Here is a 23,617-nt window from a genome sequence, read left to right as displayed (position 1 = left end):
TCCCCGAACGTAGCCACGCCGGACCCCGCGCGTGATCCGCGCTTCCCGCAGTGTTCACGGCGCGTCCGCGCGGTCGGCGTAGGGGAAGACCCGTAGGACAAACCGGGACATAGATGGACACGTGCCCCCGAAGTGCCCCGAGCTCAGCGGCCCACGCGGTGCGCCAGGACCGTGAGCTCGACGCGCGAGCGCACGCCGAGCTTGCGGAACACGCGCCCGAGGTGGACCTCCACGGTGCGCACGGACAGGTACAGCTGGTCCGCCGCCTCCCGGTTCGAGGCCCCCTGGACGACGAGGAGCGCGACGTCGAGCTCGCGCTCCGTGAGCTCGTCGGCCCACCGGCCCCGCAGCTCCGCGAGCGCCTCGTCCGTCACGTCGCTCTCGCGCACCGCGAGCCGGCACGCGTCCGGCGGGGCGGTGCGCAGCGCGGCCTGCGCCTCGGCGCCGGCGCGCGCGACCCCGAGGGCCGCGGCGGGCAGGCCGGCGGCCCGCGTGGCGTGGGGCCACGCCCCGGCCGGGCCGACGGCTCCGCCGCCCAGGACGCCGGGGACACCGGGCGGGCCGGGCACCGCGACGGTCAGGTCCTCGGGCACCGGGCCGCCGAGGAGGCGGACCACCTCGGCGTGCTCGTCGAGCGCGATCGTCGTCCAGGCGTCCGCGCCCGCGTCGTCGAACAGCTCGATCGCGGACAGGAACAGGCCGTGGGCGCGCTGCAGCTCGCCCGCGCGCACGAGGGCCCGCGCAGCGCACAGGTCGGTCCGCGCGTGCTCGTAGGGCGACGCGGTCGTGCGGTTCACGCGCGTGGCCCGCTCGAGCGGCGCGGTGAGGTCCTCGGGCGCGGCGAGCGAGACGTCGGCGCGCACGAGGGTCGCCGACCGCAGCGACGGCGGCAGCTCCTTGGCGTCGACCCGGCGCCGCGCGAGCGCGCGCTGCGCCGCGTCGTGGCGCCCGGCGACGACCCACGCCTCGACGTCGTCCAGGCCGGGCAGCGGCAGCATGCGTGCGCTGTCGGGGCGCTCGCGCTCCGCGGCGAGCTCGAGCAGCGTCGCGGCCTGGGTCACGTGGTGGGCGAACGCGGCGCCCATCGCGCGGTCCACGAGCAGGCCGAGGCGCACGGGCCGCGACGTCGGGCTCGCGCACGTCTCCTCGAGCGCCGTCGCGACGGGCCCGACGACCCCCCGGGTCATCATGTCGAGCCGACGCGCGGCGGCCACGCCCATCCCCGCGAAGGGCAGGCCGAGCGGCAGCCGGAACGCGGCCTCCGCGAGCTCGTCCGCGGCGCGCGTGAGGGTGCCGCGCCACAGGTGCACGAGCGCCTGCGCGAGCCGGACGTGCGCCTCGGCGAGCGGTGTGAGGGCGGCGTCCGGGCCGTCGAACCACCGACCGCCGTCGCGCACCGGGGCCAGGGAGGCGACGACGCTCGCGAGCGTCTGCGCGGCGTCGTCCAGCCGGTCGTCGGCGGCGAGCCCGAGGGCCCGGCTCACCTGGAGCGCGGCCTCGTGGTCCGGGCCCAGGTCGACGTCGGGCACGACGCCGCGCTCCCCCACCCCGAACACCGCGGCCCACGACCGGGCGAGCGCGAGGCGGGCCGCGGTCGCGTCGTCCTCGCACCACGACGCGAGGAACGTCGCGGTGTCGAGGAGCTGGGACGTGCTCACGCCGTCGCCCCGCTCGGCGTGCAGCCGCGCCGCCGTGAGCACGCCCGTGACGACCCCGGCGACCGCGTCCACGGGGAGGCCGTCCGGCCGCCCCCCGCGCAGGTAGGGCGACAGGACGTCGTCGGGCACCTGGCCCTCGGCGAGCGTGAGCGCCGCGACGAGCGGGCCGAGCGTGCAGGCGCGCAGCGCGTCGTCCCCGCTCCGCGAGGCCTTGCGCAGCCAGTCGGCGGCGTCCTGCACGTGGCCCGACCGCAGGGCCGCGACCCCGGCGATCGCGAACGCCTCCGCACGGTGCTCGGCGCCCGCCTGGCTCGCCGCCTCGCGCGCGACCTCGTGCGCCCAGACGACGTCGCCGCGCTCGAGGTGGCGGCGCGCGATGCGCAGGAGGCCCGGGACGAGCGCCGGGTCGCCGACGAGGGTCGCGAGCGCCGAGTGCCATACCGCGACGTCCTCCTCGCCCGCGCGCCGGTGCGCCTCCGCGAGCGCCACGTGCGCGGCCGTGCGCTCGGCGAGGCGCGCGTCCGCGTGGACGAGCGAGCGCATGCGCGGGTCGACGAACGCGAAGCGGCCCCCCGCGAGGACGAGGTGCTCCGCGAGCGGGCCGTCGAGGACCTGCTCCATCGCGAGCCCCGTCGCGGACAGCACGAGCTCCGTGCGGTCGACGACGGCGACCGCCGCGACGAGCAGCGCCTGGCGCTCCGCCTCGCTGAGCGCGGCGAGCCGGTCGGCGAAGAGGGACCGGACGGCGGGGACCGCGGGCAGCGGGTCGGGCAGGATCGACCCGCCCGAGAGCTGCTCGGGCGTGAGGAGCGCCGCCGTCTGCGTGATCGCCGCGGCGTTGCCGCCGAGGAGGTGCGCGAGCCGCGCCGCGACGTGCGGGGCGACGGCGAGCCGACGCTCGACGAGCAGGAGGTGGAGCGCGTCGGCGGGCGCGAGCGGCGGGACGGCGCGCAGCTCGAACGGCCCCACGGACGGGTCGAGCGCACCCGCCGGCGCGGTCCCGAGCAGGACGACGGGCGCGTGCCGCTGCGCGACGAGGCTCGCGAGGACCGACCGGCTCAGCTCGTCCTGGAGGTGCAGGTCGTCGGCGACGAGGACGACGGTCGCGCCGTCGAACGTCGCGACGAGGAGCTCGGCGAGCGCGACCGCCGCTACCTCAGGGAGGTAGCCGAAGCCTGGGTCGACCGGCTCGAGGACCCGCGTGAGCCGCTCGGGGACGACGCCGCCCGCGAGCTGCGACACCTGCGACACGACGGAGACGACGGCCGACCCCGGAGCAGGGACGCCCGCGGGCGGGCGACAGCGGAGCGTGACGGTCGGCTGCGCGAACTCGTGCGTCGCGACGGCCTCGCACACCAGCTCGAGCGTCGCGCTCGCACCCATGCCGTGCTCGGCGGTCCACACGAGACCGCCCTTGCCCTCGCTCACGGCGGCGAGCGCGCGGTCGACCTCCTGCGCGCGGGACGAGAGCCGCTCGAGCCGTCGTGCGAACCGCGAGTCCGCGCGACGGACCGGCTCGGGAACCATGTAGTCCTGCTGTTCTGACATGTCGGGACCCTCCGTCCGGGGGCTTCGTCGCCCGTCGACCGGATGAAATGTTAACAACCCTCCGTAAACAAGGGATCACCTCATCGTTTCCCGCCCGTCACACGGCCGCCACCTGGGCCGACGCCCGCACCTCGACGGTTGCTGCCCGCTGCCCGGAGGGCTAGCCTGGGCTCGATCCCCGTCGCGGCCACGACCCTCGTGCGTCCCGACCCGGGTGCGGCGCCCACGGCGCCGCCGCCACGAGAGCGAGGTGAGCCCCATGCCTGACGGCAGCAGTCATAGATCCGTGCACTGCGCGCTCACCCCCCGTGGCTCGCGACCCGACGCCTGAGCCCGGCCGACGCAGGTCCCTGCGTCCCCGGCCGTCGTCCGTCCCGCGCGGGGAGGTCGCCAGTGCGCTCCGCGCGCGCCTCGTGCGCGCCGCCGGACCTCCCCCGCCGACGCTCCCGCGCCGCCCGTACGTGGCCGCGCCCGTGCGTCCGCCCGCCGGAAAGGACGACCACCATGACCCAGCGTTCCCCTGCCACGGGACCCGCCACCACGCCCGTCGCCACCCCTGCCGCGACCCCGGTGCGGACGCGCCCCGCCCGGACGCCCCTGCGTGCCCCGCGCGAGGAGCGGCGCCGCGCGCGCCGGCCGAACCTCGAACGGCAGTCGATCTCCTTCACCGTGGGGCTCTACCTGTTCATCTGCGCCGCGCTCCTCACCGCGCACTTCACGGCCGGCGGTGCGTGATGACGACGATGCTGCCCGAGACCCCGGGCCTCGCTCCCCGGACGGAGACCCGCCTGCCCGCCCCCGCGCGCGGCGGGCTCGACCTGCACGCCCGTGCGCACGGCGACGGCGCGCCCCGGTTCGACCCGCGCGTCCTGCGCTCGCGCTGGGTGCAGGTCGCGGTGGGCGACCCGGAGTCCGCGGCCCGCGCGGCCGAGCACGGCGTCGACTTCGCGGCCGCCGGAGGGCGCGTCTGGGAGACGGACGCGCACGTCTACCTGCCGGTGACGGCGACCCGGCGCGACGGCGACCGGGTCGTGGACGAGCGCATCGTGCTCGCCCTGTCCGCCGACGTCGTCGTGACGGCCCAGCCGCAGCGGCACTACGCCGTCTTCGACAAGGCGATCGCCCGCATGCGCCGCACGCCGTGGCTCATCGGCTCGTCGTACGGCGTCGCGTACGCGCTGCTCTACGCGCTCAACGAGGCGGCGGACCGCGTCGTGTCCTACGCGAGCGACCTGCTCGAGGACATGTCCGACGAGATCGACGAGGCCACGCGCGGCGTCGACTCGCGCGGCCGGGAGATCGGGGTGAGCGACATGCAGGACACGATCACGCGTATGAACCGCGCCGAGGAGATCGTGTCGCGAGCCCAGGAGTCCCAGCTCTCGCTCGCGCGCGCCGCGCGGCACCTGCGCAGCGAGATCGCGGACTCGGACCCGGTGCTCGCGGGGCTCGTCGAGACCCTCGTCGCGGACGTCGACGGCGTGAAGCAGCACGCCGGGTTCGAGCACGACAAGGTGCGCTACCTGCAGCAGGCGATCATGACGTCGCTCGACGTCAAGCAGGCGCAGATCGTCAAGGTCTTCACCATCATCACCGCGGTGTTCCTGCCCCCGACGCTCATCGCGTCGTTCTACGGCATGAACTTCACGCACATGCCCGAGCTCGACCGGCCGTACGGGTTCACGCTCACGGTCCTGGTGACGCTCGTCGCCGCGGTCATCCCGCTGGCGTACATCAAGCGCCGCGGCTGGCTGCGCTGAACGCCGGACGGTGCGGTGCGCGGCCGAGGCCGCGCACCGCACCCTCAGGTCAGGCGCAGGTGCCGACGACGCGCCAGGCCGGGTACCACTTCTCCGTGCCCGGGACGTTCGTGCGGACCCACCACGCGGCGCGGTAGTTCACGCCCTCGTGCGCGACGACGCGCCCTCCGACGTACGAGGTGCTGCGGTCCCAGCCCGGGAAGCACGAGCCCGGCGCGGTCGGGTCGACCGGACCGGCCGGGCCCGCGCGGTAGACGTCGGCCGCCGTGCCGACGAGCTCGTCCTCGTAGTCGCCCGCGAGGTCCCAGAACATCGAGCCGCCGAGGCCCTTCTCCGTGATCCACGACGCCTTGTGCGCGACGGCGCGCGGCGTGTCGACGCTCCACCACTGGTCGCCGTCGTAGCGCCACGAGGCGCCGCTGGCCTCGTCGAAGTACTCCGTCCCGTGGTCGCGCAGCTCGAAGTACTGCTTGTTCCCGGCCTCGTAGGTGCCGGGGGCGACGCCCGCGGCGGGCTGCCAGGCACCGTTCGAGTCGCCGGCCTCGACGCCGGACCAGCCGCGGCCGAACGCCGGGATGCCGAGCGTGAGCTGGGCGGGGTCGACGCCGCGCGACAGGTAGAGGTCGATGCCGTCCTCGAGCGAGATCGTGCCCGGCTGCGTGGTGTCGTGGAGGTTCGCCTGGTGCCCGGCGAGGTTCGGCGACCAGCCGCCGTGCAGGTCGTAGCCCTGCATGTTGCCGTAGTCGAGGTAGTCGAAGATCGTGGGGGCGTCCCAGCCGGCGTTCACCACGGTGGGGCTCACCGGGATGTAGGCGGAGAGCAGGTAGTCCTCGCCCCGCGCGGCGCCGCGCTCGTCGAGCTGCTTGCGGAACTCGGCGAGGAGGGCGGTGAAGTTCGCCTTGTCGTTGACGGGGTCGACGTGGTTCTCGGGGTGCTGCGACCAGTCGGGCGCCCCGGGCCACTCCCAGTCGACGTCGATGCCGTCGAACAGGCCTGCGGCCGCGCCGAGGCCGCCGCGGCCGTCGATCACGGGCAGGTTGCCGTCGATGTAGAGGTCGATGCACGACGCGACGAACTTCTCGCGACTCTCGGGCGTCGCCGCGGCCTTCGAGAAGAACTTCGACCAGGTCCAGCCGCCGAGCGACATGAGGACCTTGGTGTCGGGGTGCTGCTCCTTGAGCTTGCGGAGCTGGTTGAAGTTGCCGGCGAGCGCCTGGTCCGCCGTGTCCGCGACGCCGTCGACGGAGTCCTCGGCGGAGACGGCCCGCACGAAGTCGGCCTGCGCGTCGCCGGCGCCGTCGTTCCCGCCCGGCTCGGGCGTGCCCGGGGCGTCCGCGAGGAAGCACGTGAGGTCGGTCGGGTGGATGTTGCCGAACGCGTAGTTCACGTGGGTGATCTGCTCGGCCTGGCCGGACTCGACGAAGTCGCGCACGGTGTAGCCGTAGTTCTCCGGGGCCCAGGACATGAAGTAGCCGACGTTGCGGTACCCGTTGAGGGCGGCGTCGCCGTTCGGCGAGTCGGGCGTGGGGGCGGTGGCCGCCGTCGTGGCGGTCAGGTCGGCGGGCGCGGCGGCGGCGGTCGTCGCGGCGGCGACGGCCCCGCTCGCGGCGAGCGCGAGGGCGGTGAGGCCGGCGGCCGCGCGCGTGGCGCGAGCGGGGCGCGGGGCGGACGGGCGAGGACGGTGCATCGAGAGAACCTCTCGTCGACGAGGTCGGTCGCCGACCCGCACGGACGCGCGGCGGTGCGGCCTTTTGCGGGGCCTGAGCGACCGGCTGACGTCAGCGACCGTAGCCGCGGGCGGGCGCGGGGGGACTACGTGCTTCCCACACTCTTCGCGTCACGCACGTCGCGCGGCGTACGCGGTCCTGCGTACGCACATCCCGTACGGGACAGCCCGTACGGCGGCGCGTCAGGCCTCGAGGATCAGCGTGACCGGGCCGTCGTTGACGAGGTCGACCGCCATGTGCGCGCCGAACCGTCCGGTCGCGACCTCGACCCCGCGGGCGCGCAGCGCGTCGACGACCGCGTCGACGAGCGGCTCGGCGACGGGACCGGGCGCCGCGCCGTTCCACGACGGGCGTCGGCCCTTGCGCGTGTCCGCGTAGAGCGTGAACTGGCTGACGACGAGCACGGGCGCGCCGTCGTCGAGCACGGACCGCTCCCCCGCGAGGATCCGCAGCTCGGCGATCTTGCGCGCGATCGTCTCCACCTGCGCGTCGCCGTCGTCGTGCGTGACGCCGACGAGCGCGAGGAGGCCCGGTCGGTCGATCGCGCCGACGACCTCCGCCGTCCCGTCCTCGGCCAGGACGCTCACGCTCGCGCGCGTCACGCGCTGCACGACGGCCCTCACGACCGTCCCCCGTCGGGGTGCTGCGCGGCGGCGACGTGCGCGGGGCTCCGCGCGTCGTCCCGCACGACGTCCGCACCGGCCTCGTCGAGCACCGCGCGCACGGTGCCCACCGGCTGCCCGGCACCGAGGACCGGCACGTCGCCGAGCGCGTCGAGCGCCGGCCCGTCCGTCCCCGCGACGTCGAGCGCGCCGAGACGACGCAGCGCGGCGGCGAGCACCGCCGGCCGGGGTCGGGACGCGCCGTCGAGCACCTTGAGGGCGAGCGCACGGCCGTCGGGCAGCGCGGCCCCGTACACCCCGTCCGCCCCGTCCTTGGCGACCAGGCCCGGGACGGCGCGCATCGCGAGCGTCGCGTCGCGGCCCGTGCCGCCCACCATCTCGGGGAACGCCGCCATGGCGTGCGCGACCTCGGCCTCGGGGGAACCCGGGTCGTGCTGCGGGGCCGCGGCGAGCCGCCCGAAGGCGCGCGCGAGCCCGCGCACGGTCGTCGAGAAGAGCGGCGCCCCGCAGCCGTCGACCGTGACGTGCTCGACCGCGACGCCCGTCGCCTCCGCGACGGCCTCCCGGACCGCGACCTGCAGCGGGTGGTCGTGCTCCAGGTACGTGCGCGGGTCCCAGCCCGCCACGACGCACGTCGCGAGCATCGCCGCGTGCTTGCCGGAGCAGTTCTGGGTGATCGACGCCGGGCCGTTCCCCGCCTCCTGCCACGCGAGCGCGGCGGGCGGGTGCAGCGGGAGGTCGGGGGTGTTGCGCAGCGCGGACTCGTCGAGCCCGGCGCCCGCGAGGATCTCGCGCACCCCGGCGAGGTGCTCGGGCTCGCCGTCGTGGCTCGCGGCGGCGAGGGCCAGGAGGCGCGGCGGAAGGCGCAGCCCGTGCCGCAGCATCGCGACGGCCTGGAACGGCTTGACGCTCGAGCGCGGCCAGATCACCGTGCCGGCGTCGCCGCGCTCGAGGAGCGTGCCGCCGTCGGCGTCCAGCAGCACGAGGTGGCCCGTGTGGACGGACTCGACGAGGTCACCACGCACGACCTCGGCCAGCGGGACGGCGGCGCGCGCGACCCCGGTGCGGACGCCGTCGGTCACCGCGGCGCTCACCAGCCGCCCGGCCGGCCGGACGACCCGTTGCCGCGCCCGTTCCCGTACGGCTGGAGGCGCGGGCGCACGTCGACGAGGTACACGATCGCCGCGACGACCGCGATGATCCCGATGAAGCCGAGGTTGATCCCGCCGCCGAGGGGGATCGAGAGGAATCCGAGCGCCGCGGCGACGCCGAGGATCGCGAGCCAGATCGGCTTGCTCAGCTTGCCCTCCGCCGTGAACGCGCTCGCAGGCCGCCGGAGGGCGTCCACGAGCGCGAAGAGCTGCGTCCCGAACACGACCAGCGACAGGAGGAGGTAGACGATCCACTGCAGCGACCCGAAGATTCCCACGGGCACGAGCCTACGGTCTGACGAGCGGCCACGGCACCACGCGCAGCCCGGCGGCACGCGCCGCCGTGACGACGTGGGGGTCCCAGGCGGCCACGACCGTGTCGTCGTGCGCGACGGCGAGCGCGCTCGCCACGTGCACCGCGTCGTTGCTGCGCATCGACCCCGCGGAGACGAGGCGCGACGCGCGGTCGGCGACCGCGCCGGACACCTCGACCACGTGCAGCGCGGGCCGGAGGGTGTCCCAGGTGCCGAGCGCGCGGGCGTGCGCCGAGCCGTCGATCACCCCGCCGCGGGCCCCCGCGGCGAGCGCGGCGCGGACCTCGACGTCGGCGAGGCGGCTCGTGACGACGACGTCGGCACGGTTCCACAGGCGGCTCGCCAGCGCGGAGCCGGCCTCGGGGACGCACAGCTTCACGAGCGCGCTCGCGTCGAAGTAGACGAGGGCCACCGCGGGACCCTCAGCGCCGGATCCGGCGCACGAGCGCCGCGACCCCGCCGCCGCGGGCGGCCCGGGCGCCGTCGGTGGGACGCGACCCGTCCGGCCCGGCAGGGCGCGGCCCGTCCGTCGCCGCGACGAGCGCCGGCGCGGGCACCGTGTGCACGGGACGCTCCCCCGCCGGGGGCACCAGGACGCCGTCGCGCACGAGCTCCGTGACGAGGTCGGCCGTCGCGACGCCGGTCAGCCGGGCGACGGGCACGCCGCGCTCGGTGATGACGACCTCCTCACCGTCCCTGGCCCGCTCGATCCACGACTTGAGCTCGGCGCGCAGCGCGCTGACAGGGACCTCCATGCCCCGACCGTACCGGCCCGCGGTGCCGCTGTGCAGGGGCCGGTCGTCCCCTGGTGCATACCCGGTGCGCCCAGGCGGCGCGCACCGCGAGCGCAGGCGCCGCCCGCACCCGCCACGCGCCGGCGCTCAGAGCTCGGGGAGCGCGTCGCGCGCCTGCTCGGGCGTCGCGCCCGCCGCTTCCAGGGCGTCGACGATCGGCGACCGCACGAGCATCACGAGCGACTGCACCTGCCAGTCGCCGTCGCCGAGCACGTGGGGGTCGGCGCTCCGGGCCACCTCGAGGAGGACCTCGCGCGCGACCGCCGGGTCGCGGCCCGCGCCGACCGCCTCGGCGAGCACGTGCACCCCCGCGCCGAACCGGCCGACGAGGTCCGCCACGGCGTCGAGCTCGTGGTCGTCCGGGCTGCTCGCGACCGGCCGCGCACGCCGCGCCAGGACGCGCACGCTGCGCATCGCGCGGTCGACGAGGACCGCCTGCCGCTCGAGCCCGCCCAGCTCGTCGCGGTGCCGCAGGCCCGCCGCGCTCACGCGCGCGAGCTCGCGCGCGGACGACGCGGACGACTGCCACTCCTCCAGCGCACCCTCGGACGCGCGGCCCTGGACCAGCGCGGCGTCGAGGTCCGCGGGGTCGCGCGCCCGCAGGCCGCGGGCGATCACGTCGAGCACGCCCGCGAGCTCCGTCGTCGCCTCGGACCCGAGCAGACGGGGTCGTCGCCGGGGGTCGCCCGGCGTGAGGGCAGCAACGGCGAGCGCGACGGCGCCGCCGACGAGCGCGTCCGTCCACCGCCCGAGCGGGCCGCCCGCCTGCGCGGCCGGGAGCCCGACGATGACGATCGCCTGCACGCCCGCCTGCGTCGTGAGCATCGCGCCCCGGTCGATGAAGCGCGCGGCGAGCGCCGAGACCGCGAGCACGACCGCGACCTGCCACCAGCCGGACCCGATCGCGTGGACCACGAGGTCCCCGAGGCCGACGCCGATCGCGACGCCCACGGCGAGCTCGAGGACGCGGCGGAGCTGCCGGTCCTGGCTGAAGCCGAGGCAGATCCACGCCGAGACGGGCGCGAAGAACGGTGCCGTGTGCCCGAGCCCGTACCGCGCGATGCCGAACGCGAGACCCGCGGCCGCCGACGCCTGGAGGATGGGCCACAGCGCCACGCGCACGCGCGACGCGCCCTGCCGGATCCGGGCCCGCAGGAGGAGCCGGCGCCACGCGGTCCGGGCGACGTCGACCGCCCCCGGACCCGAGGACTGCCCTCGCGCCGGCCCCGACGTCACAGCATGCTCGTGGGTGCGCCCTCGCCGCGCGGCGTGACGCCGCGCCCGACGGGGCCGCGCGCGGCCGGACGGTCGACGGAGACGCCCTCGCCGGGCACCACGACCTCTTGCGCCGCGGAGATCGCGCCTCCGTCGCAGTCGACGAGGAGCTCGGCGTCGACCGGCGCGCTCCGCTTGAGGACCGCGAGCGCGATCGGCCCGAGCTCGTGGTGGCGCGCGACCGACGTCACGGTGCCGACGGAGCGGCCGTCGAGCGTGACGTCGGCCCCCGGTGCGGGCAGCAGGTGCCCCGAGCCGTCGAGGTGCAGCATGACGACGCGGCGCGGCGGGCGCCCGAGGTTGTGCACGCGCGCGATGGTCTCCTGCCCCCGGTAGCAGCCCTTGTGCAGGTGGACCGCGGTGCGCAGCCAGTCGGTCTCGTGCGGGATCGACCGGTGGTCGACCTCCGTCGCGAGCCGCGGGCGCCAGGCCTCGACGCGGGCGGCCTCGCTCGCCCACGTGCCCACGAGGCGCCACCCGGCGGCCTCGCGCGCCGCGACGGAGTCGGCCAGCTCCGCGCGCGGGACGAGCACGAGCCGCCACGGGCGCTCCCGCCCCGGGTGCTCGTCCTCGGGCGGCCCGTACCGCGTGCCGCCCGCGAGGACGTGCGGCCACGGGTCGCGCCAGGTCACGGGCTCGTCCTCGGTGCCCTCGGCGTCGACCGGCTCGCCGAGCGCGGCCCACTCGTCCGTGGCGTCCGCGATCTCGACGCGGAGCATGAACTTCATGCGGTCCAGCCACGCAGCGAGGTCGGCGGCGTGCGAGCGCTCCGTGACGAGCCACGTCGTCGTGCCGTCGTCGACGACGGACGCGGCGTGCTCGACGTGGCCCTGCGGCGAGAGCACGAGCAGCTCGGTCGAGGTGCGCGGTGCGAGGTCCGTGAGGTCCTGGGACGTGATGGAGTGCAGCCAGCTCAGCCGGTCCGGGCCCGTGACCGTCACGACGCCCAGGTGCGACTGGTCGACGACGGCGCCGCCCGTGCGCAGCGCGCGCTGCTCCCCGGTGGGGTCGCCGTAGTGCCAGGCGACGCCCTCGTCGGGGCCCGTCGCGGGCACGGCGCCGTGGCGGGACAGGAGCGGGCTGGTGTAACCGGTGGTCACGGGTGGTCCTCCTTCGTCGACGCGTCCGGTCCTGGCAGGCCTACGGGGCTGCCCGGTGGCCTGCGCGTCAGGCCGACGGGCGCCGGGTCAGCTTCGCGGACGCGTACGACTGCAACGGCTGACCGAAGGCCGCCAATTCCCACACCCACAGGAGCTGGCCCTCGACGAACCCGTAGAGCCGCTTCGAGGCCGTCACCTCGGACGCGGTGGACGTGCGCGCGATGAGGTCGCTCGCCAGGTCCACGCGGCCGTTGCCGACGGCGCCCAGGTACACCGAGACGCGGCCCGCCGGGTCGGCGATCAGGACCTCGAGGGGGTGGCGGTCGTCCTCCAGGCCCTCGGGCCGGTCGGTCGACACGCGCCAGTAGCCGGTCTCCGTCGACCAGACGGGCGACGCGGCGGCCGCGGCGTCGAGGGTCGCCTCGTCACGCTCGGGCCACTCGCCCTCCGCGGGCACGGTCTCGGGGATCGCGGCGTCGAGGACGCGCAGCGTCGACTCGTACCGCAGGTAGGGGCCGCCGTCGTGGTCGAACACGACGTCGTGGACGAACGGCGTCTCCTCGATGCCCGGGTACTTCACGACGCCCTCGCCGCGCCAGCTCCCGACGAGCCAGGCGAGCGGGTACACCTCGGGAGCGAGGCCTTCGGGGAACTCGAACGGCATCAGCGACCACCTCTCGGAGTCGGGCGACGCGCGGCGCCCGCGCGGGGACGGGCCCCGTGCGGTGACGTCAGCGCTGGCCCTTGAAGAGCTTGTAGACGACGTACCCGGCGAACCACGTGATGGTGACCGTCGCCGCGAGGAGCAGGCCGAGGAAGATCAGCTCGAGAGTGTGCGGGCTCATGCGGGCGATCCTACCGGCCGGACGGCACCGGCACGCCGTGGCCGTGGTCACCCGCGGGGCTACGCTCGGCCGCGTGACCGACTCCTCGCTCCCTGCCGCCGCCCCCCGCTCCCGCTCGCTCGTCGTCAAGACGACCTCCGGGCTCGACCGGCCCGAGGCCGCGAACCAGGCCTTCACCGTCGCCGCCGCCGCCGTCGCGGCCGGCGTCGAGGTGAGCGTCTGGCTCACGGGCGAGGCGGCGTGGTTCGGGGTGCCGGGCCGCGCGGCCGAGCTCGAGCTCGAGCACGCGGCGCCGCTGCCCGACCTGCTCGACGCGGTCCTCGCCACGGGCACGGTGACCGTCTGCACCCAGTGCGCGGCGCGCCGCGGGATCACGGCCGACGACGTCCTGCCCGGCGTGCGCATCGCGGGGGCGGCGGTGTTCGTCGAGGAGGCGCTGCGCGAGGGTGCCCAGGCGCTCGTCTACTGACCGACCCGCGCACGGCCGTCAGCGGGCGGGCGCGACCCGGCGCAGCAGCAGGTACAGCTCGCACCCGAGGCACAGGCCGAACGCGGCGTTGAGGACGGCGGCCACGAGCGCGAGCGCCGCCGCGGCCGGCACGGCGCCCGCGACGCCGAGCAGCCCGAGCACGACCCCGGCGCCGGTGATCACCAGGCCCACCGCCTGCGCGAACCGCGGCGGCCTCGGGTCCTCACGCTCCGTCGTCGGGCCGATGCGCGGGAGCAGGACCAGCCGGTAGACGGCCGCCTGCCAGGTGCCCTGCGCGCCGCGGACGGTACCGAGCAGGAAGCTCGCCGCGACGACCGCGAGCAGCACGAGCGCCGCGGGCGACGTCCAGAGCAGGATGACCACGGCGAGCAGGACGGCCGTCATGCCCGCCCCCGCGCGCGGACCGCGCGGGTCGATGCCGACGGGCGTGCCGTCCGGCTCGGTGACGGTGGCCTCCGGGCCTGCCTGGTCGCTCACTCGGGTCTCCTCCGGTCGGGCCGTCGGAGACGGCGGTCAGCTGCCTGGCGCGCTCGCGGGCTGCGCGCCCGGGCCCGCGACGGCGAGCGCCGCGAGCGCCTGGGCGCGGTTCATGCCACCGCTCGCGCGGGCGACCTCCCGGCCCTCCGCGTCGAGCACGAGGACGGTCGGCGTGCGCAGTATGCCGAATGTTCGCACCAGGTCGAGGTGGTCGTCGACGTCCATCTCACGATGCGTCACGTCCGGGTGCGCGGCGCTCACGTCGCGCAGGACCCGGGCGGTGGCCCGGCACGGCGCGCAGAGCTCGGCGGAGAACTGGACGAACGTGCGGCGCTCCGCGAGCGCGACGCCGTGCGTCGCCCAGTCGACGGCCGCGGGCCCGGCGGCGGACGACGCGGCGCCCGCTCCCTCGCGCGCGGCCCGCACCACACCCTGGCGGCGCTGCCACCGCACGCCGAGCACCGCCGTCCCGACGAGGGTCACGACGAGCAGCACGACGGCGAGCGGCGACGGCGTCACCCGACGATCACCCGGCCGACGACGAAGATCAGGGTCCCGCCGACGGCGACGGGCAGGGCCGTCGCCGAGAACGCGCCCAGCCGGCCGCGCAGCTCGGGGAGCTGGTCGAAGAGCGCGTGCAGCGACGCGACGAGCAGGCCCGCGACGACCCCCGCCCAGACGCCGCCCAGCAGCTCGAGGTCGGGCATGACATAGCCGACGGCACCGCCCGCGAGGACCGCGAGGCCGAGCGTGAGCGCGGCGTTGAGCCACCCGCCGAGCGGCAGCGCGGACACCGCGGACGCCACGGCGAGCGCGACGGCCGTCGTCACGACGAGGGACTCGCCGGCGTCGGTCCGGCCCGCGGCGATCCAGCCCGCGCTCGACGTCGCCACGACGATCCCGCTCACCGTGCCGATGAGCGACTCGACGAGGCGCGGACGGCCGTCGCGCCGCAGGAGCTCGGCGACGAACGCGAGGACGACGGAGAGCGCGAGCACGACGGGCAGGTGGCGCAGCGCGGGCTCGCCGTGCGTCGCGGCGGTCGCGGCCACGGCGCCGAGCCCGGCGATCGCGATGACGACCCGGGTCCCGCCGTGGACGGGGATGTCGAGCAGCCGCGGCCAGCCGATCGCGACGCCCAGAGCCAGGGCGCCCGACGCGATCGTGAGCGGCAGCGGGCCGAAGAACGCGGCGACGGCGACGACCGCCGCCAGGCATGCCGTCACGACGGCACGGGTCGAGAGGTCCACGCGGTCAGCGCCCCGTTCGGGGGTCGCGGGAGGGCGTCGGGTCGTGCAGCACGCCTCAGAGTGTCGCAGAGACTCGCCGCGCGCCGCTCACCGGCCCCCGCTCCGCGATCGAGCGGCGGTCGCGCGGGCGGGCTGCCGCGTCGCCGTCGGGCAGCGCTGTCACCGGCGAGGGAGAGGACGCGCGCGATGTGAGACACGCACCGTGCGCGCGGCCGGCACGCGATACGGTAACCGTCCACGGACCGAGGACGTGGCCGACGACGTGGCGTGCCCCGTAGAGGTCCGTCCGCCCGGTCGCCACGCGTCGACGCCCGGGGGCGCCGCCCGCGCCCCGCGACCCGGAAGGAGGTGCCGGATGGCCGACCTGCTCATCCTCACCCCCGCGACAGGCGGTTCCGTCGAGGTGCTGCCCGCGCTCGGCCTGCTCTCGCACCGCATCCGGGTCCTGCCCATGGAGCCGTCGGCGCTCGTCGACGCGCCGGACTCCGACGTCCTGCTGCTGGACGCGCGCCGCGACCTCGTCGCCGCCCGCACCACGTGCCGGCTCCTGCACGCCACGGGCCTGACGGTCCCGCTCGTGCTCGTGCTCACCGAGGGCGGGCTCACCGTGGTGACCGCCGAGTGGGGTGCGGACGACCTCCTGCTGGAGGGCGCCGGCCCGGCCGAGGTCGAGGCCCGGCTCCGGCTCGTCATCGAGCGCTCCGCGCGCGGACCGGCCGAGGACGGCCCGCAGGAGATCGCGGCGGGCGAGCTCGCGATCGACGCCAGCGGCTACACCGCGCGGCTCCGCGGCCGCCCGATCGACCTCACGTACAAGGAGTTCGAGCTCCTCAAGTACCTCGTCCAGCACCCGGGCCGCGTGTTCACGCGCGCGCAGCTCCTCCAGGAGGTCTGGGGCTACGACTACTACGGGGGCACGCGCACCGTCGACGTCCACGTGCGGCGCCTGCGCGCGAAGCTCGGGCCGGAGCACGAGCAGCTCATCGGCACGGTGCGCAACGTCGGCTACCGGTTCGACCCGCCGAAGGACCGCCGCCCGGCGGCGGCCGCGGAGCCGGGCGGGACCGATGCCACCGGGGCGGACGCCGCGTCGTCCGCGGACAGCGGGTCCGGTACCCCGGTAGGTTCGTCCGGGTGACGCCCGACCCCTCCGACTTCACGTCCGCCCTCCTCGACGGCCCCTGGCGCCACGAGTTCGTGCCGGCCAACGGGGCCCGCTTCCACGTCGCGCTCGCGGGTCCCGAGGACCGCGGCGTGCGGGACCCCGGCCCGCCCCTCGTCGTGCTCCTCCACTCCTTCCCCCAGTTCTGGTGGGCGTGGCGGCACCAGCTCGAGCCGCTGGCCGCCGCCGGCTACCGCGTCGCCGCCATGGACGTGCGCGGCGTCGGTGCGTCCGACAAGCCGCCGATCGGCTACGACGCCCCGACGCGCACGCGCGACATCGCGGGCGTGATCCGCTCGCTGGGGTCGGGCCGCGCGGTCGTCGTGGGCCACGGCACCGGCGGCAGCCTCGCCTGGGCGATGGCCGCGCTCCAGCCCGCCGTGACGGCCGGGGTCGCCGCGTTCTCCGCGCCGCACCCCGCCCGCCTGCACACGTCGGCCCGGCGGCTGCTCACGCCCGCCGCGCGGCGCCAGCTCGCGTTCTACCAGGTGCCTACCCTGCCCGAGCGGGCGCTCGTCCGCGGCGACCTCGTCGCCGACGTGCTCGCGACGGGCGCCGCACAACCCTTCGCACCCGACGTCGTCGACACGTACCGCACCGTCATGCGCATCCCGTTCGCGGCGCACACGGCGATGGAGTCGCTGCGCTGGGCCGTGCGCTCCACCCCCCGGCCCGACGGGCGCCGCTTCCTCGCCGCGCTCCGCCACCCCGTGGAGGTCCCCGCCCTCCAGGTGCACGCGGCGCAGGACGGCCTGCTGCGCCGCGACCTCGCGGACGCCGACGGCGCGGCGCTCGCCCGGGACTTCCGCTTCGAGGTCGTGGACGACGCCGGGCACTTCCTCCCCGAGGAGGCGCCGGACACCGTGACGGAGCTGCTCCTGGACTGGCTCCCCACGACGCAGCGGCCCGCGGGCTGACCGAGCGGCCGCCGGGCCGTCGGCGGGAGACCGTCAGCTCGTCTTGACGAGCGCGGCCGCCTTGACCGGGTCGACCTCGCCGACGCCGAACGACGGGCACCACCGTGCGATCGTGCACGCGCCGCACGCGGGCCTGCGCGCGAAGCAGACGCGCCGGCCGTGGAAGATCAGCCGGTGGGAGAGCATGGTCCACTCCGACTTCTCGATCAGACCGCCGACGACCTGCTCGACCTTGACCGGGTCCTCCTCCGTGGTCCACCCCAGGCGGCGCACGAGGCGGCCGAAGTGCGTGTCCACGGTCAGCCCCGGCACGCCGAACGCGTTCCCGAGCACCACGTTCGCCGTCTTGCGGCCCACGCCCGGCAGGGAGACGAGGTCCTCCAGGCGGGCGGGCACCTCGCCGTCGAACCGCTCGACGAGCGCCTGGCCGATCCCGATGACCGACTGGGCCTTGGCGCGGAAGAAGCCCGTGGGCCGCAGGATCTCCTCGAGCTCGGCCCGGTCCGCCGACGCGTACGCCGCGGCGTCCGGGTACCGCGCGAAGAGCGCAGGCGTCGTGAGGTTCACGCGCTTGTCCGTCGTCTGGGCCGAGAGGACCGTCGCGACCAGCAGCTCGAGCGGCGTGGTGAAGTCGAGCTCGCAGTGCGCGTCCGGGTAGGTGATCGCGAGCTCACGGTTCGTGCGGCGCGCGCGCCGCACGAGCGCGAGGTGCGACTCGGGCTTCGGAGCCTGCGCGCGGGCCTGCTCGGTGGTGGTCACGAACCCACCGTAGCCGCCGCCCCCGACACCCGAGTTGCAGCGGTAGGGCAGACTTGTCCTGGAACATTTCCGAGGACGAGACGATAGGACACCCCGCGTGGACGACGACGTTGTGCTCTCCGCCCCCCTGTTCGCGACGATGGACGCGGACGAGACGCGCACCCTCTTCGAGTCGATGCAGCAGATCGAGCTCTCGCGCGGGGACGTGCTCTTCCGCGAGGGCGAGCCGGGCGACCGCCTCTACGTGATCGCGAGCGGCAAGATCAAGCTGGGGCGCCGCTCCAACGACGGCCGCGAGAACCTCCTGTCGATCCTCGGCCCCGGCGAGATGTTCGGCGAGCTCTCGCTCTTCGACCCGGGCCCCCGCACCGCCACCGCGAGCTCCGTCGCCGACTCCGTCATCTACGAGCTCGGCCACGACCAGCTCGTCGAGTGGATCGAGAAGCACCCGAGCGTCGCGAAGCACCTGCTCAACGCCCTCGCGCGCCGCCTGCGCCGCACGAACGAGACGCTGGCCGACCTCGTGTTCTCCGACGTGCCGGGCCGCGTCGCCAAGGCGCTCCTCGACCTGTCGACCCGGTTCGGCGAGGAGACGGACGAGGGCATCCGCGTCGCGCACGACCTCACGCAGGAGGAGCTCGCGCAGCTCGTCGGCGCGTCGCGCGAGACCGTGAACAAGGCGCTCGCCGACTTCGCGACGCGCGGCTGGGTCCGCCGCGAGGGCCGGGCCGTCGTCCTGCTCGACATGGACCGCCTGGAGCGCCGCGCGCGCTGATCGGCCGCACCGCCGAGACGTCGACGAGAACGGGGTCGGCGACCGGATCCTCCCGGATCTGGTCGCCGACCCCGTTCTCGTGCGGGCGTGAAGGCTAGTCCGCCAGCTCGACGACGAGCTCCACCTCGACCGGGGCGTCGAGCGGCAGGACCGCGACGCCGACGGCGCTGCGGGCGTGCACCCCCGCCTCGCCGAAGATCTCGCCGAGGACGGTGCTCGCACCGTTCACGACGCCGGGCTGGCCCGTGAACGACGGGTCGCTCGCCACGAAACCGACCACCTTGACCACCCGGACGACGTCGTCGAGGTTCCCGACGACGTCGTGCACGGCCGCGAGCGCGTTGAGCGCGCACACCCGCGCGAGGTCCGCGGCGTCGGCGGGTGCGACGAGGCCCTCGCCGTCGCCCACCTTGCCCGTCGCGAGCAGCGCGCCGTCGACGAACGGGAGCTGGCCCGAGGTGTGGACGTACCGGCCGGTGCGCACCGCGGGGACGTAGGCGGCGACCGGCGCCGCCACCCGCGGCAGGGTGATCCCGAGCTCCGCGAGGCGCGCGGCGACCGTCCCGGCGGGGACGCCCGCCACTACTTCTCCCCGGTGGGGCGCTTGAGGTAGGCGACGAGGCCGTTGCCGTCCGGGCCGGTCACGACCTGGACGAGCTCCCAGCCGTCGGAGCCCCACTGGTCGAGGACGGCCTTCGTGTTGTGGATGATGAGGGGGATGGTCGCGTACTCCCACGTGGTTGCCATGGGGCGAGCGTAGTCGGACGGTGCGGGCCGCGGCGCGGCCGGACGGGCGCGCCGTCCCGGGATGCTTACACAACCCGCACACCCGGGAGAGGCGGCTCTCCGGGCCTCTCCCGGGGTTGCTCCCGTAGGGTTGGCACCATGGCTTCCCCTGTGCGTCCTCGCGGCCGGCAGATCAACGCGTACCAGCTCGTCGCCCTCTTCCTGGCGTTCGTGCTGGTCTCCGGTGTCGGCGGCGTGCTCGCGGCCGGGCTCCTCGTGCCGCTGGCCGCCGGGGCGAACACGGCGACGGACACCGCCGTGGAGGTGTTCGACGAGCTGCCGGCCGACCTCGAGCCGGGCCCCCTGTCCGAGCAGTCGCGCATCTACGCGAACGACGGCACGACGCGGCTCGCGACGTTCTACACGGAGAACCGCATCGTCGTCCCGCTGGACCAGGTCTCCGAGCCCATGAAGAACGCGGTCATCGCGATCGAGGACAAGCGCTTCTGGGAGCACGGCGGGGTCGACGTCGAGGGCATCCCGCGCGCGTTCGTCAACAACCTCACGGGCGGCTCGACGCAGGGCGCCTCGACCCTGACGCAGCAGTACGTGAAGAACGTCCTCATCGAGCAGGCCGTGCGCGACGGCGACGTCATGGCGCAGCACGAGGCCAAGGCCGACACGCTCGGGCGCAAGGCGCGCGAGGCGAAGCTCGCCATCTCGCTCGAGAAGAGGATGGGCAAGGAGGAGATCCTCCAGGGCTACCTCAACATCGCCCAGTTCGGGCGCTCCGTGTACGGCGTCGAGACGGCGGCACGGCACTACTTCGGTGTCTCGGCGAAGGACCTGAACTACCTCCAGGCGGCCACGATCGCCGGGATCACCAAGGCGCCGTCCACGTACGACCCGACGGCCGACCCGGAGAAGGCCCAGAACCGCCGCAACGTCGTCCTCAACACGATGTACCAGCAGGGGTACATCACCAAGGAGGAGTACGACACCGGCCTGGCCACCCCCATCGCGGACACGCTCGCCATCCAGCCGCTCGAGGCGGGCTGCCAGGCGTCCGGCGGTTCGGCGTTCTTCTGCGACTACGTCACGAAGGTCATCATGTCGGACCCGGTGTTCGGCGAGACGAAGGCCGAGCGCGAGGCGCTGCTGTACCGCGGCGGGCTGGACATCTACACGACGCTCGACCCGAACATGCAGGCGGCCGCGGAGCAGCACGCGGCGGCTGCGGTCCCGGCGGACGACCCGAGCCAGATCGAGGACGCGATCGTGTCGATCGAGCCGGGGACCGGCAAGATCCTCGCGATGGCGCAGAACCGCGCGTTCGACAACACGCAGGACCCCGCCCCCAACACGACGGCCGTGAACTACAGCACCGACGAGGCGCACGGCGGCTCGCGCGGGTTCTCGCCCGGCTCCACCTGGAAGCCGTTCGTCCTCGCCGAGTGGCTCAAGGAGGGGCACTCGCTCTACGACACGGTCAACGCGAACAAGCGCACCTGGATCGGCAGCCGGGACTTCCGCGCGAGCTGCAAGCGTCTCGGCAACGACCCGTGGACGCCCGCGAACTCCGACGGCCCGGGCAGCGGCTCGATGACGGTGCTCAAGGCGACCTACAACTCGGTCAACACGGCCTACACGACCATCGCCTCCCAGCTCGACCTCTGCGGCGTCGCGGACACCGCGAAGGCGGCCGGTTTCACGCCGTCGTCGAAGGACAAGACCGACATCGAGATCGTGCCGTCGATGATCCTCGGCACCCAGAACTCGTCGCCGATGCACATGGCCGCCGCGTACGCGACGTTCGCCGCGGGCGGCACGTACTGCCAGCCGATCGCGATCACGAAGGTGGTCGCGGGCGACGGCGAGGAGCTGCCCGTCCCGTCGGCGAACTGCCAGCCCGGGGCCATCGACCCCGCGGTCGCCAACACCGTCACGTACGCGCTCCAGCAGGTGCTCACCCAGGGCTCCGGCCGCGGCAACGCGCTCGCCGACGGCCGGCCGGCCGCGGGCAAGACCGGTACCGCGAACCTCAACAAGCACACGTGGTTCATCGGCTACACGCCGCAGGTCGCCACGGCCGTGTGGATCGGCAACGCCGAGAACGACGTCGAGATGAACGGCCGCTTCACCATCAACGGCAAGACGCGTCCGTACTGGTACGGGTCGAGCCTCGCCGCCCCGACGTGGCGCGACTACATGAACCAGATCCTCGCCGGCCAGCCGGCACCCGGGTTCGCCGAGCCGGACTGGGGCCGCGTCAACGCCCCCAAGCCCCCGCCGCGCACCCCGTCGACGCCCGAGGGCGGCCAGGACGGCGGTGACCAGGGCGGTCAGCAGCCGGGCGGCGACGAGCCCGACGACAACCAGCCCGACAGCGAGGCCGGCGGCGGCCGGGGCGACCGCGGCGACCGCAGCAACGGCGCGGGCCGCGAGAGCGACCTCGGCGCGTGGCTGGAGGGCCTCGGCGGCGGGGGGAACGGCTGAGCGCCGACGGGGCGCGCCGGGCCCTGCGCGGGCTGGGGGCGCTGGCCGCCGTCGGCGTGGCGGGCGTCGCGTACGCGCACGTGGAGACGAAGCTCTTCACGCTCCGTGAGGCGACCGTGCCCGTGCTGCCGCCCGGGTCGCGCGACCTGCGGGTGCTGCACGTCTCCGACCTGCACCTCGTCCCGACCCAGCGGCGCAAGATCGAGTGGGTGCGCTCGCTCGCCGAGCTCGAGCCCGACCTCGTCGTCGACACCGGGGACAACCTCGCGCACGTCGACGCGCTCGAGCCGCTGCTCGACGCCCTCGCCCCGCTCCTGGCGGTGCCCGGCGCGTTCGTCCTGGGCTCGAACGACTACTTCGCGCCGGTCCCGAAGAACCCGGCGCGCTACCTCCTGCCCGACGCGCGGCTGCCGTTCGCGTCGCAGGCCCGCCTCCTGCCCGCAGCCGAGATGGCCGGCGCGATGCGCGACGCCGGGTGGGTCGACCTCACGAACCGTCGGGACGTCCTCGACGTCGGCGGCGTCCGCCTCGACCTCGTGGGCGTCGACGACCCGCACCTCGACCGCGACGTCTTCCCCGCGCCCGAGTCGCAGGCCCCGGCCGCTCCGCCGGAGGGCGGCGTGCTCCGGCTCGGGGTCACGCACGCGCCGTACCGGCGGGTCCTGGACCAGATGCACGACGACGGCGCGGAGCTCGTCCTCGCGGGCCACACCCACGGCGGGCAGCTCTGCGTCCCCGGGTTCGGTGCGCTCGTGACCAACTGCGACATCGACCGCAAGCGGGCCAAGGGCCTGCACGGCTGGCCGGGCCCCCGCCCCGACGCCGCGGGCGGCGAGGACTCGACGTGGCTGCACGTCTCCGCCGGCGCAGGCACGTCCCCGTTCGCGCCGATCCGGTTCGCGTGCCGCCCCGAGGCGACGCTCCTCACCCTGACGACGCGCTGACGACGACGCCCCACCCCTCCGCCGAGGGCGGTCGGTGGCGGGTGTCGTCGGGGTCACGGGGATCGGGTTTCGTGGCACGGCACTTCGTCGGCTATTCTGGGCAGGCTTCCCGCGGGGAAGACGGGGATCTTCCCGTCGGACCGTCACGTGGACGAGCAACCGGGGTGTGGCGCAGCTTGGTAGCGCGCTTCGTTCGGGACGAAGAGGTCGCAGGTTCAAATCCTGTCACCCCGACCAGCCGAAAGGCCCTCTGACCAGCGGAAACGCTGAAGTCGGAGGGCCTTTTGTTTTGCCTCTGAGGGCCGAAAACGCCTCTGGGCATCTAGGTGGGCATCTACGGGTTTCTGTTCGAACCGCCACGAGGCGACGTCGAGCGACCGTTCGAGGTCCCGCCACCCCGCGCGGATGCCACCGGGAACAGTGGGTCCATCGTCCAGTGGACGTCCGATCCCACCTCGACGAACAACGCGTCGATCGCCTTGGTCCCGGCCTGGAGCACAGGCCGAAGCTCCTGCCGGTAGACCTGCTCGGTGACCTCGATGCTGGAGTGCCCAACGAGCCGCGAGATCTCTTCGAGCGGGATCTCCTCGGCTGACATCAGCGAAACGAACGAGTGCCGCAGGTCGCGGGGCGTCCACTCCTTCGGGTTGAGACTCGGGACCAGTGCCAGGGGACTGCTGCAGGAACGGTTGACACGGGGTTAGTGGTGATCATGCCGCAAGGGCGGCGTTCTGGGCGGTGAAGGCGAGCTCGTACTCGACCGGGGTGAGCTTGCCGAGGGCACGCTGGCGCCGACGCCGGTTGTAGGTGCGTTCGATCCAGAACA

Annotated in this window: 25 protein-coding genes and 1 tRNA gene; 9 read left to right on the top strand and 17 right to left on the bottom strand. The window is 75.2% G+C overall.

Annotated features, from left to right (window positions below):
- Positions 1-143 precede the first annotated feature (143 nt).
- Entirely contained in the window at positions 144-3,206 is a 3,063-nt protein-coding gene (locus ACZ4MO_RS17990) for a LuxR C-terminal-related transcriptional regulator (protein WP_175010010.1), read from the bottom strand.
- Positions 3,207-3,710: 504 nt separating this feature from the next.
- On the opposite strand from ACZ4MO_RS17990, the gene ACZ4MO_RS17985 reads away from it, so the two are divergent.
- Entirely contained in the window at positions 3,711-3,941 is a 231-nt protein-coding gene (locus ACZ4MO_RS17985) for a hypothetical protein (RefSeq protein ID WP_043659205.1), read from the top strand.
- A complete protein-coding gene (locus ACZ4MO_RS17980; protein WP_108047806.1) occupies positions 3,941-4,966 on the top strand; it encodes a CorA family divalent cation transporter in 1,026 nt (341 codons plus the stop codon). The genes ACZ4MO_RS17985 and ACZ4MO_RS17980 overlap by 1 nt, the downstream gene beginning before the upstream one ends.
- Before the next feature lie 49 nt (positions 4,967-5,015).
- Here the strand turns inward: ACZ4MO_RS17980 and ACZ4MO_RS17975 are convergent, their stop codons facing one another.
- The 9 genes from ACZ4MO_RS17975 to ACZ4MO_RS17935 form a co-directional block, all read right to left on the bottom strand.
- Positions 5,016-6,653 carry a glycosyl hydrolase family 18 protein gene (locus ACZ4MO_RS17975; RefSeq protein ID WP_175010011.1) on the bottom strand — a complete coding sequence of 546 codons (1,638 nt, stop codon included), beginning with the start codon at positions 6,651-6,653 and terminating at the stop codon, positions 5,016-5,018.
- Between the two features lie 222 nt (positions 6,654-6,875).
- Positions 6,876-7,316 (bottom strand): D-aminoacyl-tRNA deacylase, encoded by a 441-nt coding sequence (dtd, locus tag ACZ4MO_RS17970; protein ID WP_175010012.1) that lies wholly within the window; start codon positions 7,314-7,316, stop codon positions 6,876-6,878.
- On the bottom strand, positions 7,313-8,410 hold the full coding sequence (locus ACZ4MO_RS17965; RefSeq protein ID WP_255437387.1) for an asparaginase: 1,098 nt from the start codon (positions 8,408-8,410) through the stop codon (positions 7,313-7,315). Before ACZ4MO_RS17965 ends, dtd begins: the two co-directional genes overlap by 4 nt.
- The gene (locus ACZ4MO_RS17960; RefSeq protein ID WP_286185721.1) at positions 8,407-8,745 is read right to left on the bottom strand and encodes a DUF2516 family protein; all 339 of its coding nucleotides are present in this window, start codon (positions 8,743-8,745) and stop codon (positions 8,407-8,409) included. The genes ACZ4MO_RS17965 and ACZ4MO_RS17960 overlap by 4 nt, the downstream gene beginning before the upstream one ends.
- A gap of 10 nt (positions 8,746-8,755) precedes the next feature.
- Positions 8,756-9,193, bottom strand: a complete 438-nt coding sequence (locus ACZ4MO_RS17955; RefSeq protein ID WP_061267981.1) for a type II toxin-antitoxin system VapC family toxin — start codon at positions 9,191-9,193, stop codon at positions 8,756-8,758.
- Positions 9,194-9,203: 10 nt separating this feature from the next.
- The gene (locus tag ACZ4MO_RS17950; RefSeq protein ID WP_175010013.1) at positions 9,204-9,536 is read right to left on the bottom strand and encodes a type II toxin-antitoxin system prevent-host-death family antitoxin; all 333 of its coding nucleotides are present in this window, start codon (positions 9,534-9,536) and stop codon (positions 9,204-9,206) included.
- Positions 9,537-9,662: 126 nt separating this feature from the next.
- On the bottom strand, positions 9,663-10,811 hold the full coding sequence (locus ACZ4MO_RS17945; RefSeq protein ID WP_175010014.1) for an FUSC family protein: 1,149 nt from the start codon (positions 10,809-10,811) through the stop codon (positions 9,663-9,665).
- The gene (gene ygfZ / locus ACZ4MO_RS17940) at positions 10,808-11,950 is read right to left on the bottom strand and encodes a CAF17-like 4Fe-4S cluster assembly/insertion protein YgfZ (RefSeq protein WP_255437388.1); all 1,143 of its coding nucleotides are present in this window, start codon (positions 11,948-11,950) and stop codon (positions 10,808-10,810) included. The genes ACZ4MO_RS17945 and ygfZ overlap by 4 nt, the downstream gene beginning before the upstream one ends.
- A gap of 67 nt (positions 11,951-12,017) precedes the next feature.
- Entirely contained in the window at positions 12,018-12,614 is a 597-nt protein-coding gene (locus ACZ4MO_RS17935; protein ID WP_175010015.1) for a heme-binding beta-barrel domain-containing protein, read from the bottom strand.
- 254 nt (positions 12,615-12,868) lie between these two features.
- Between ACZ4MO_RS17935 and ACZ4MO_RS17930 the strand changes: the two genes are divergently transcribed.
- The gene (locus ACZ4MO_RS17930; RefSeq protein WP_255437389.1) at positions 12,869-13,264 is read left to right on the top strand and encodes a DsrE family protein; all 396 of its coding nucleotides are present in this window, start codon (positions 12,869-12,871) and stop codon (positions 13,262-13,264) included.
- 18 nt (positions 13,265-13,282) lie between these two features.
- On the opposite strand, the gene ACZ4MO_RS17925 is transcribed toward ACZ4MO_RS17930, so the two are convergent.
- From ACZ4MO_RS17925 to ACZ4MO_RS17915, 3 genes are read right to left on the bottom strand one after another with little or no spacing between them, the layout of a single operon-like run.
- Positions 13,283-13,762 carry a DUF4395 domain-containing protein gene (locus tag ACZ4MO_RS17925; RefSeq protein ID WP_255437390.1) on the bottom strand — a complete coding sequence of 160 codons (480 nt, stop codon included), beginning with the start codon at positions 13,760-13,762 and terminating at the stop codon, positions 13,283-13,285.
- Positions 13,763-13,798: 36 nt separating this feature from the next.
- On the bottom strand, positions 13,799-14,281 hold the full coding sequence (locus ACZ4MO_RS17920; protein WP_186810509.1) for a thioredoxin domain-containing protein: 483 nt from the start codon (positions 14,279-14,281) through the stop codon (positions 13,799-13,801).
- On the bottom strand, positions 14,278-15,012 hold the full coding sequence (locus ACZ4MO_RS17915; protein ID WP_043654716.1) for a hypothetical protein: 735 nt from the start codon (positions 15,010-15,012) through the stop codon (positions 14,278-14,280). The genes ACZ4MO_RS17920 and ACZ4MO_RS17915 overlap by 4 nt, the downstream gene beginning before the upstream one ends.
- Positions 15,013-15,367: 355 nt before the next feature.
- Here ACZ4MO_RS17915 and ACZ4MO_RS17910 point away from each other — a divergent pair, with 355 nt between their 5' ends.
- Both ACZ4MO_RS17910 and ACZ4MO_RS17905 read left to right on the top strand, forming a co-directional pair.
- On the top strand, positions 15,368-16,150 hold the full coding sequence (locus ACZ4MO_RS17910; protein WP_255437391.1) for a winged helix-turn-helix transcriptional regulator: 783 nt from the start codon (positions 15,368-15,370) through the stop codon (positions 16,148-16,150).
- Positions 16,147-17,091: an alpha/beta fold hydrolase gene (locus ACZ4MO_RS17905; RefSeq protein WP_257418509.1), complete on the top strand. Its 945-nt coding sequence runs from the start codon at positions 16,147-16,149 to the stop codon at positions 17,089-17,091. Before ACZ4MO_RS17910 ends, ACZ4MO_RS17905 begins: the two co-directional genes overlap by 4 nt.
- A gap of 33 nt (positions 17,092-17,124) precedes the next feature.
- Here the strand turns inward: ACZ4MO_RS17905 and nth are convergent, their stop codons facing one another.
- On the bottom strand, positions 17,125-17,850 hold the full coding sequence (gene nth, locus ACZ4MO_RS17900) for an endonuclease III (RefSeq protein WP_209828593.1): 726 nt from the start codon (positions 17,848-17,850) through the stop codon (positions 17,125-17,127).
- 139 nt (positions 17,851-17,989) lie between these two features.
- Here nth and ACZ4MO_RS17895 point away from each other — a divergent pair, with 139 nt between their 5' ends.
- Positions 17,990-18,625, top strand: a complete 636-nt coding sequence (locus ACZ4MO_RS17895) for a Crp/Fnr family transcriptional regulator (protein WP_170982154.1) — start codon at positions 17,990-17,992, stop codon at positions 18,623-18,625.
- Between the two features lie 94 nt (positions 18,626-18,719).
- On the opposite strand, the gene ACZ4MO_RS17890 is transcribed toward ACZ4MO_RS17895, so the two are convergent.
- Together ACZ4MO_RS17890 and sp36 are read right to left on the bottom strand one after the other, a co-directional pair.
- Positions 18,720-19,208: a RidA family protein gene (locus tag ACZ4MO_RS17890; RefSeq protein ID WP_085387318.1), complete on the bottom strand. Its 489-nt coding sequence runs from the start codon at positions 19,206-19,208 to the stop codon at positions 18,720-18,722.
- Positions 19,208-19,372, bottom strand: coding sequence for a Sp36 family protein (gene sp36, locus ACZ4MO_RS17885; RefSeq protein WP_021481786.1), 165 nt, complete (start codon positions 19,370-19,372; stop codon positions 19,208-19,210). The genes ACZ4MO_RS17890 and sp36 overlap by 1 nt, the downstream gene beginning before the upstream one ends.
- A gap of 138 nt (positions 19,373-19,510) precedes the next feature.
- Here sp36 and ACZ4MO_RS17880 point away from each other — a divergent pair, with 138 nt between their 5' ends.
- The 3 genes from ACZ4MO_RS17880 (at position 19,511) to ACZ4MO_RS17870 (ending at position 23,028) form a co-directional block, all read left to right on the top strand.
- Positions 19,511-21,847, top strand: coding sequence for a transglycosylase domain-containing protein (locus ACZ4MO_RS17880; protein WP_175010018.1), 2,337 nt, complete (start codon positions 19,511-19,513; stop codon positions 21,845-21,847).
- Positions 21,811-22,791 (top strand): metallophosphoesterase, encoded by a 981-nt coding sequence (locus tag ACZ4MO_RS17875; protein ID WP_499279311.1) that lies wholly within the window; start codon positions 21,811-21,813, stop codon positions 22,789-22,791. The genes ACZ4MO_RS17880 and ACZ4MO_RS17875 overlap by 37 nt, the downstream gene beginning before the upstream one ends.
- Before the next feature lie 160 nt (positions 22,792-22,951).
- Positions 22,952-23,028, top strand: a tRNA-Pro gene (locus ACZ4MO_RS17870).
- 97 nt (positions 23,029-23,125) lie between these two features.
- Here the strand turns inward: ACZ4MO_RS17870 and ACZ4MO_RS17865 are convergent.
- On the bottom strand, positions 23,126-23,455 hold the full coding sequence (locus ACZ4MO_RS17865) for a tyrosine-type recombinase/integrase (RefSeq protein ID WP_499279320.1): 330 nt from the start codon (positions 23,453-23,455) through the stop codon (positions 23,126-23,128).
- Positions 23,456-23,617 lie beyond the last annotated feature (162 nt).

Source organism: Sphaerisporangium cinnabarinum, from assembly GCF_055567015.1.
Note: the sequence above shows the minus strand (reverse complement) of the source record. Positions and strands in the feature narration are given on the sequence as shown.

Excerpts from the sequence above, each read along its gene's own strand:
- ACZ4MO_RS17990 (WP_175010010.1), bottom strand. The coding sequence starts at position 3,206 with ATGTCAGAACAGCAGGACTACATGGTTCCCGAGCCGGTCCGTCGCGCG.
- ACZ4MO_RS17985 (WP_043659205.1), top strand. The coding sequence starts at position 3,711 with ATGACCCAGCGTTCCCCTGCCACGGGACCCGCCACCACGCCCGTCGCC.
- ACZ4MO_RS17980 (WP_108047806.1), top strand. The coding sequence starts at position 3,941 with ATGACGACGATGCTGCCCGAGACCCCGGGCCTCGCTCCCCGGACGGAG.
- ACZ4MO_RS17975 (WP_175010011.1), bottom strand. The coding sequence starts at position 6,653 with ATGCACCGTCCTCGCCCGTCCGCCCCGCGCCCCGCTCGCGCCACGCGC.
- ACZ4MO_RS17950 (WP_175010013.1), bottom strand. The coding sequence starts at position 9,536 with ATGGAGGTCCCTGTCAGCGCGCTGCGCGCCGAGCTCAAGTCGTGGATC.
- ACZ4MO_RS17935 (WP_175010015.1), bottom strand. The coding sequence starts at position 12,614 with ATGCCGTTCGAGTTCCCCGAAGGCCTCGCTCCCGAGGTGTACCCGCTC.
- ACZ4MO_RS17910 (WP_255437391.1), top strand. The coding sequence starts at position 15,368 with ATGGCCGACCTGCTCATCCTCACCCCCGCGACAGGCGGTTCCGTCGAG.
- ACZ4MO_RS17895 (WP_170982154.1), top strand. The coding sequence starts at position 17,990 with ATGGACGCGGACGAGACGCGCACCCTCTTCGAGTCGATGCAGCAGATC.
- sp36 (WP_021481786.1), bottom strand. The coding sequence starts at position 19,372 with ATGGCAACCACGTGGGAGTACGCGACCATCCCCCTCATCATCCACAAC.
- ACZ4MO_RS17880 (WP_175010018.1), top strand. The coding sequence starts at position 19,511 with ATGGCTTCCCCTGTGCGTCCTCGCGGCCGGCAGATCAACGCGTACCAG.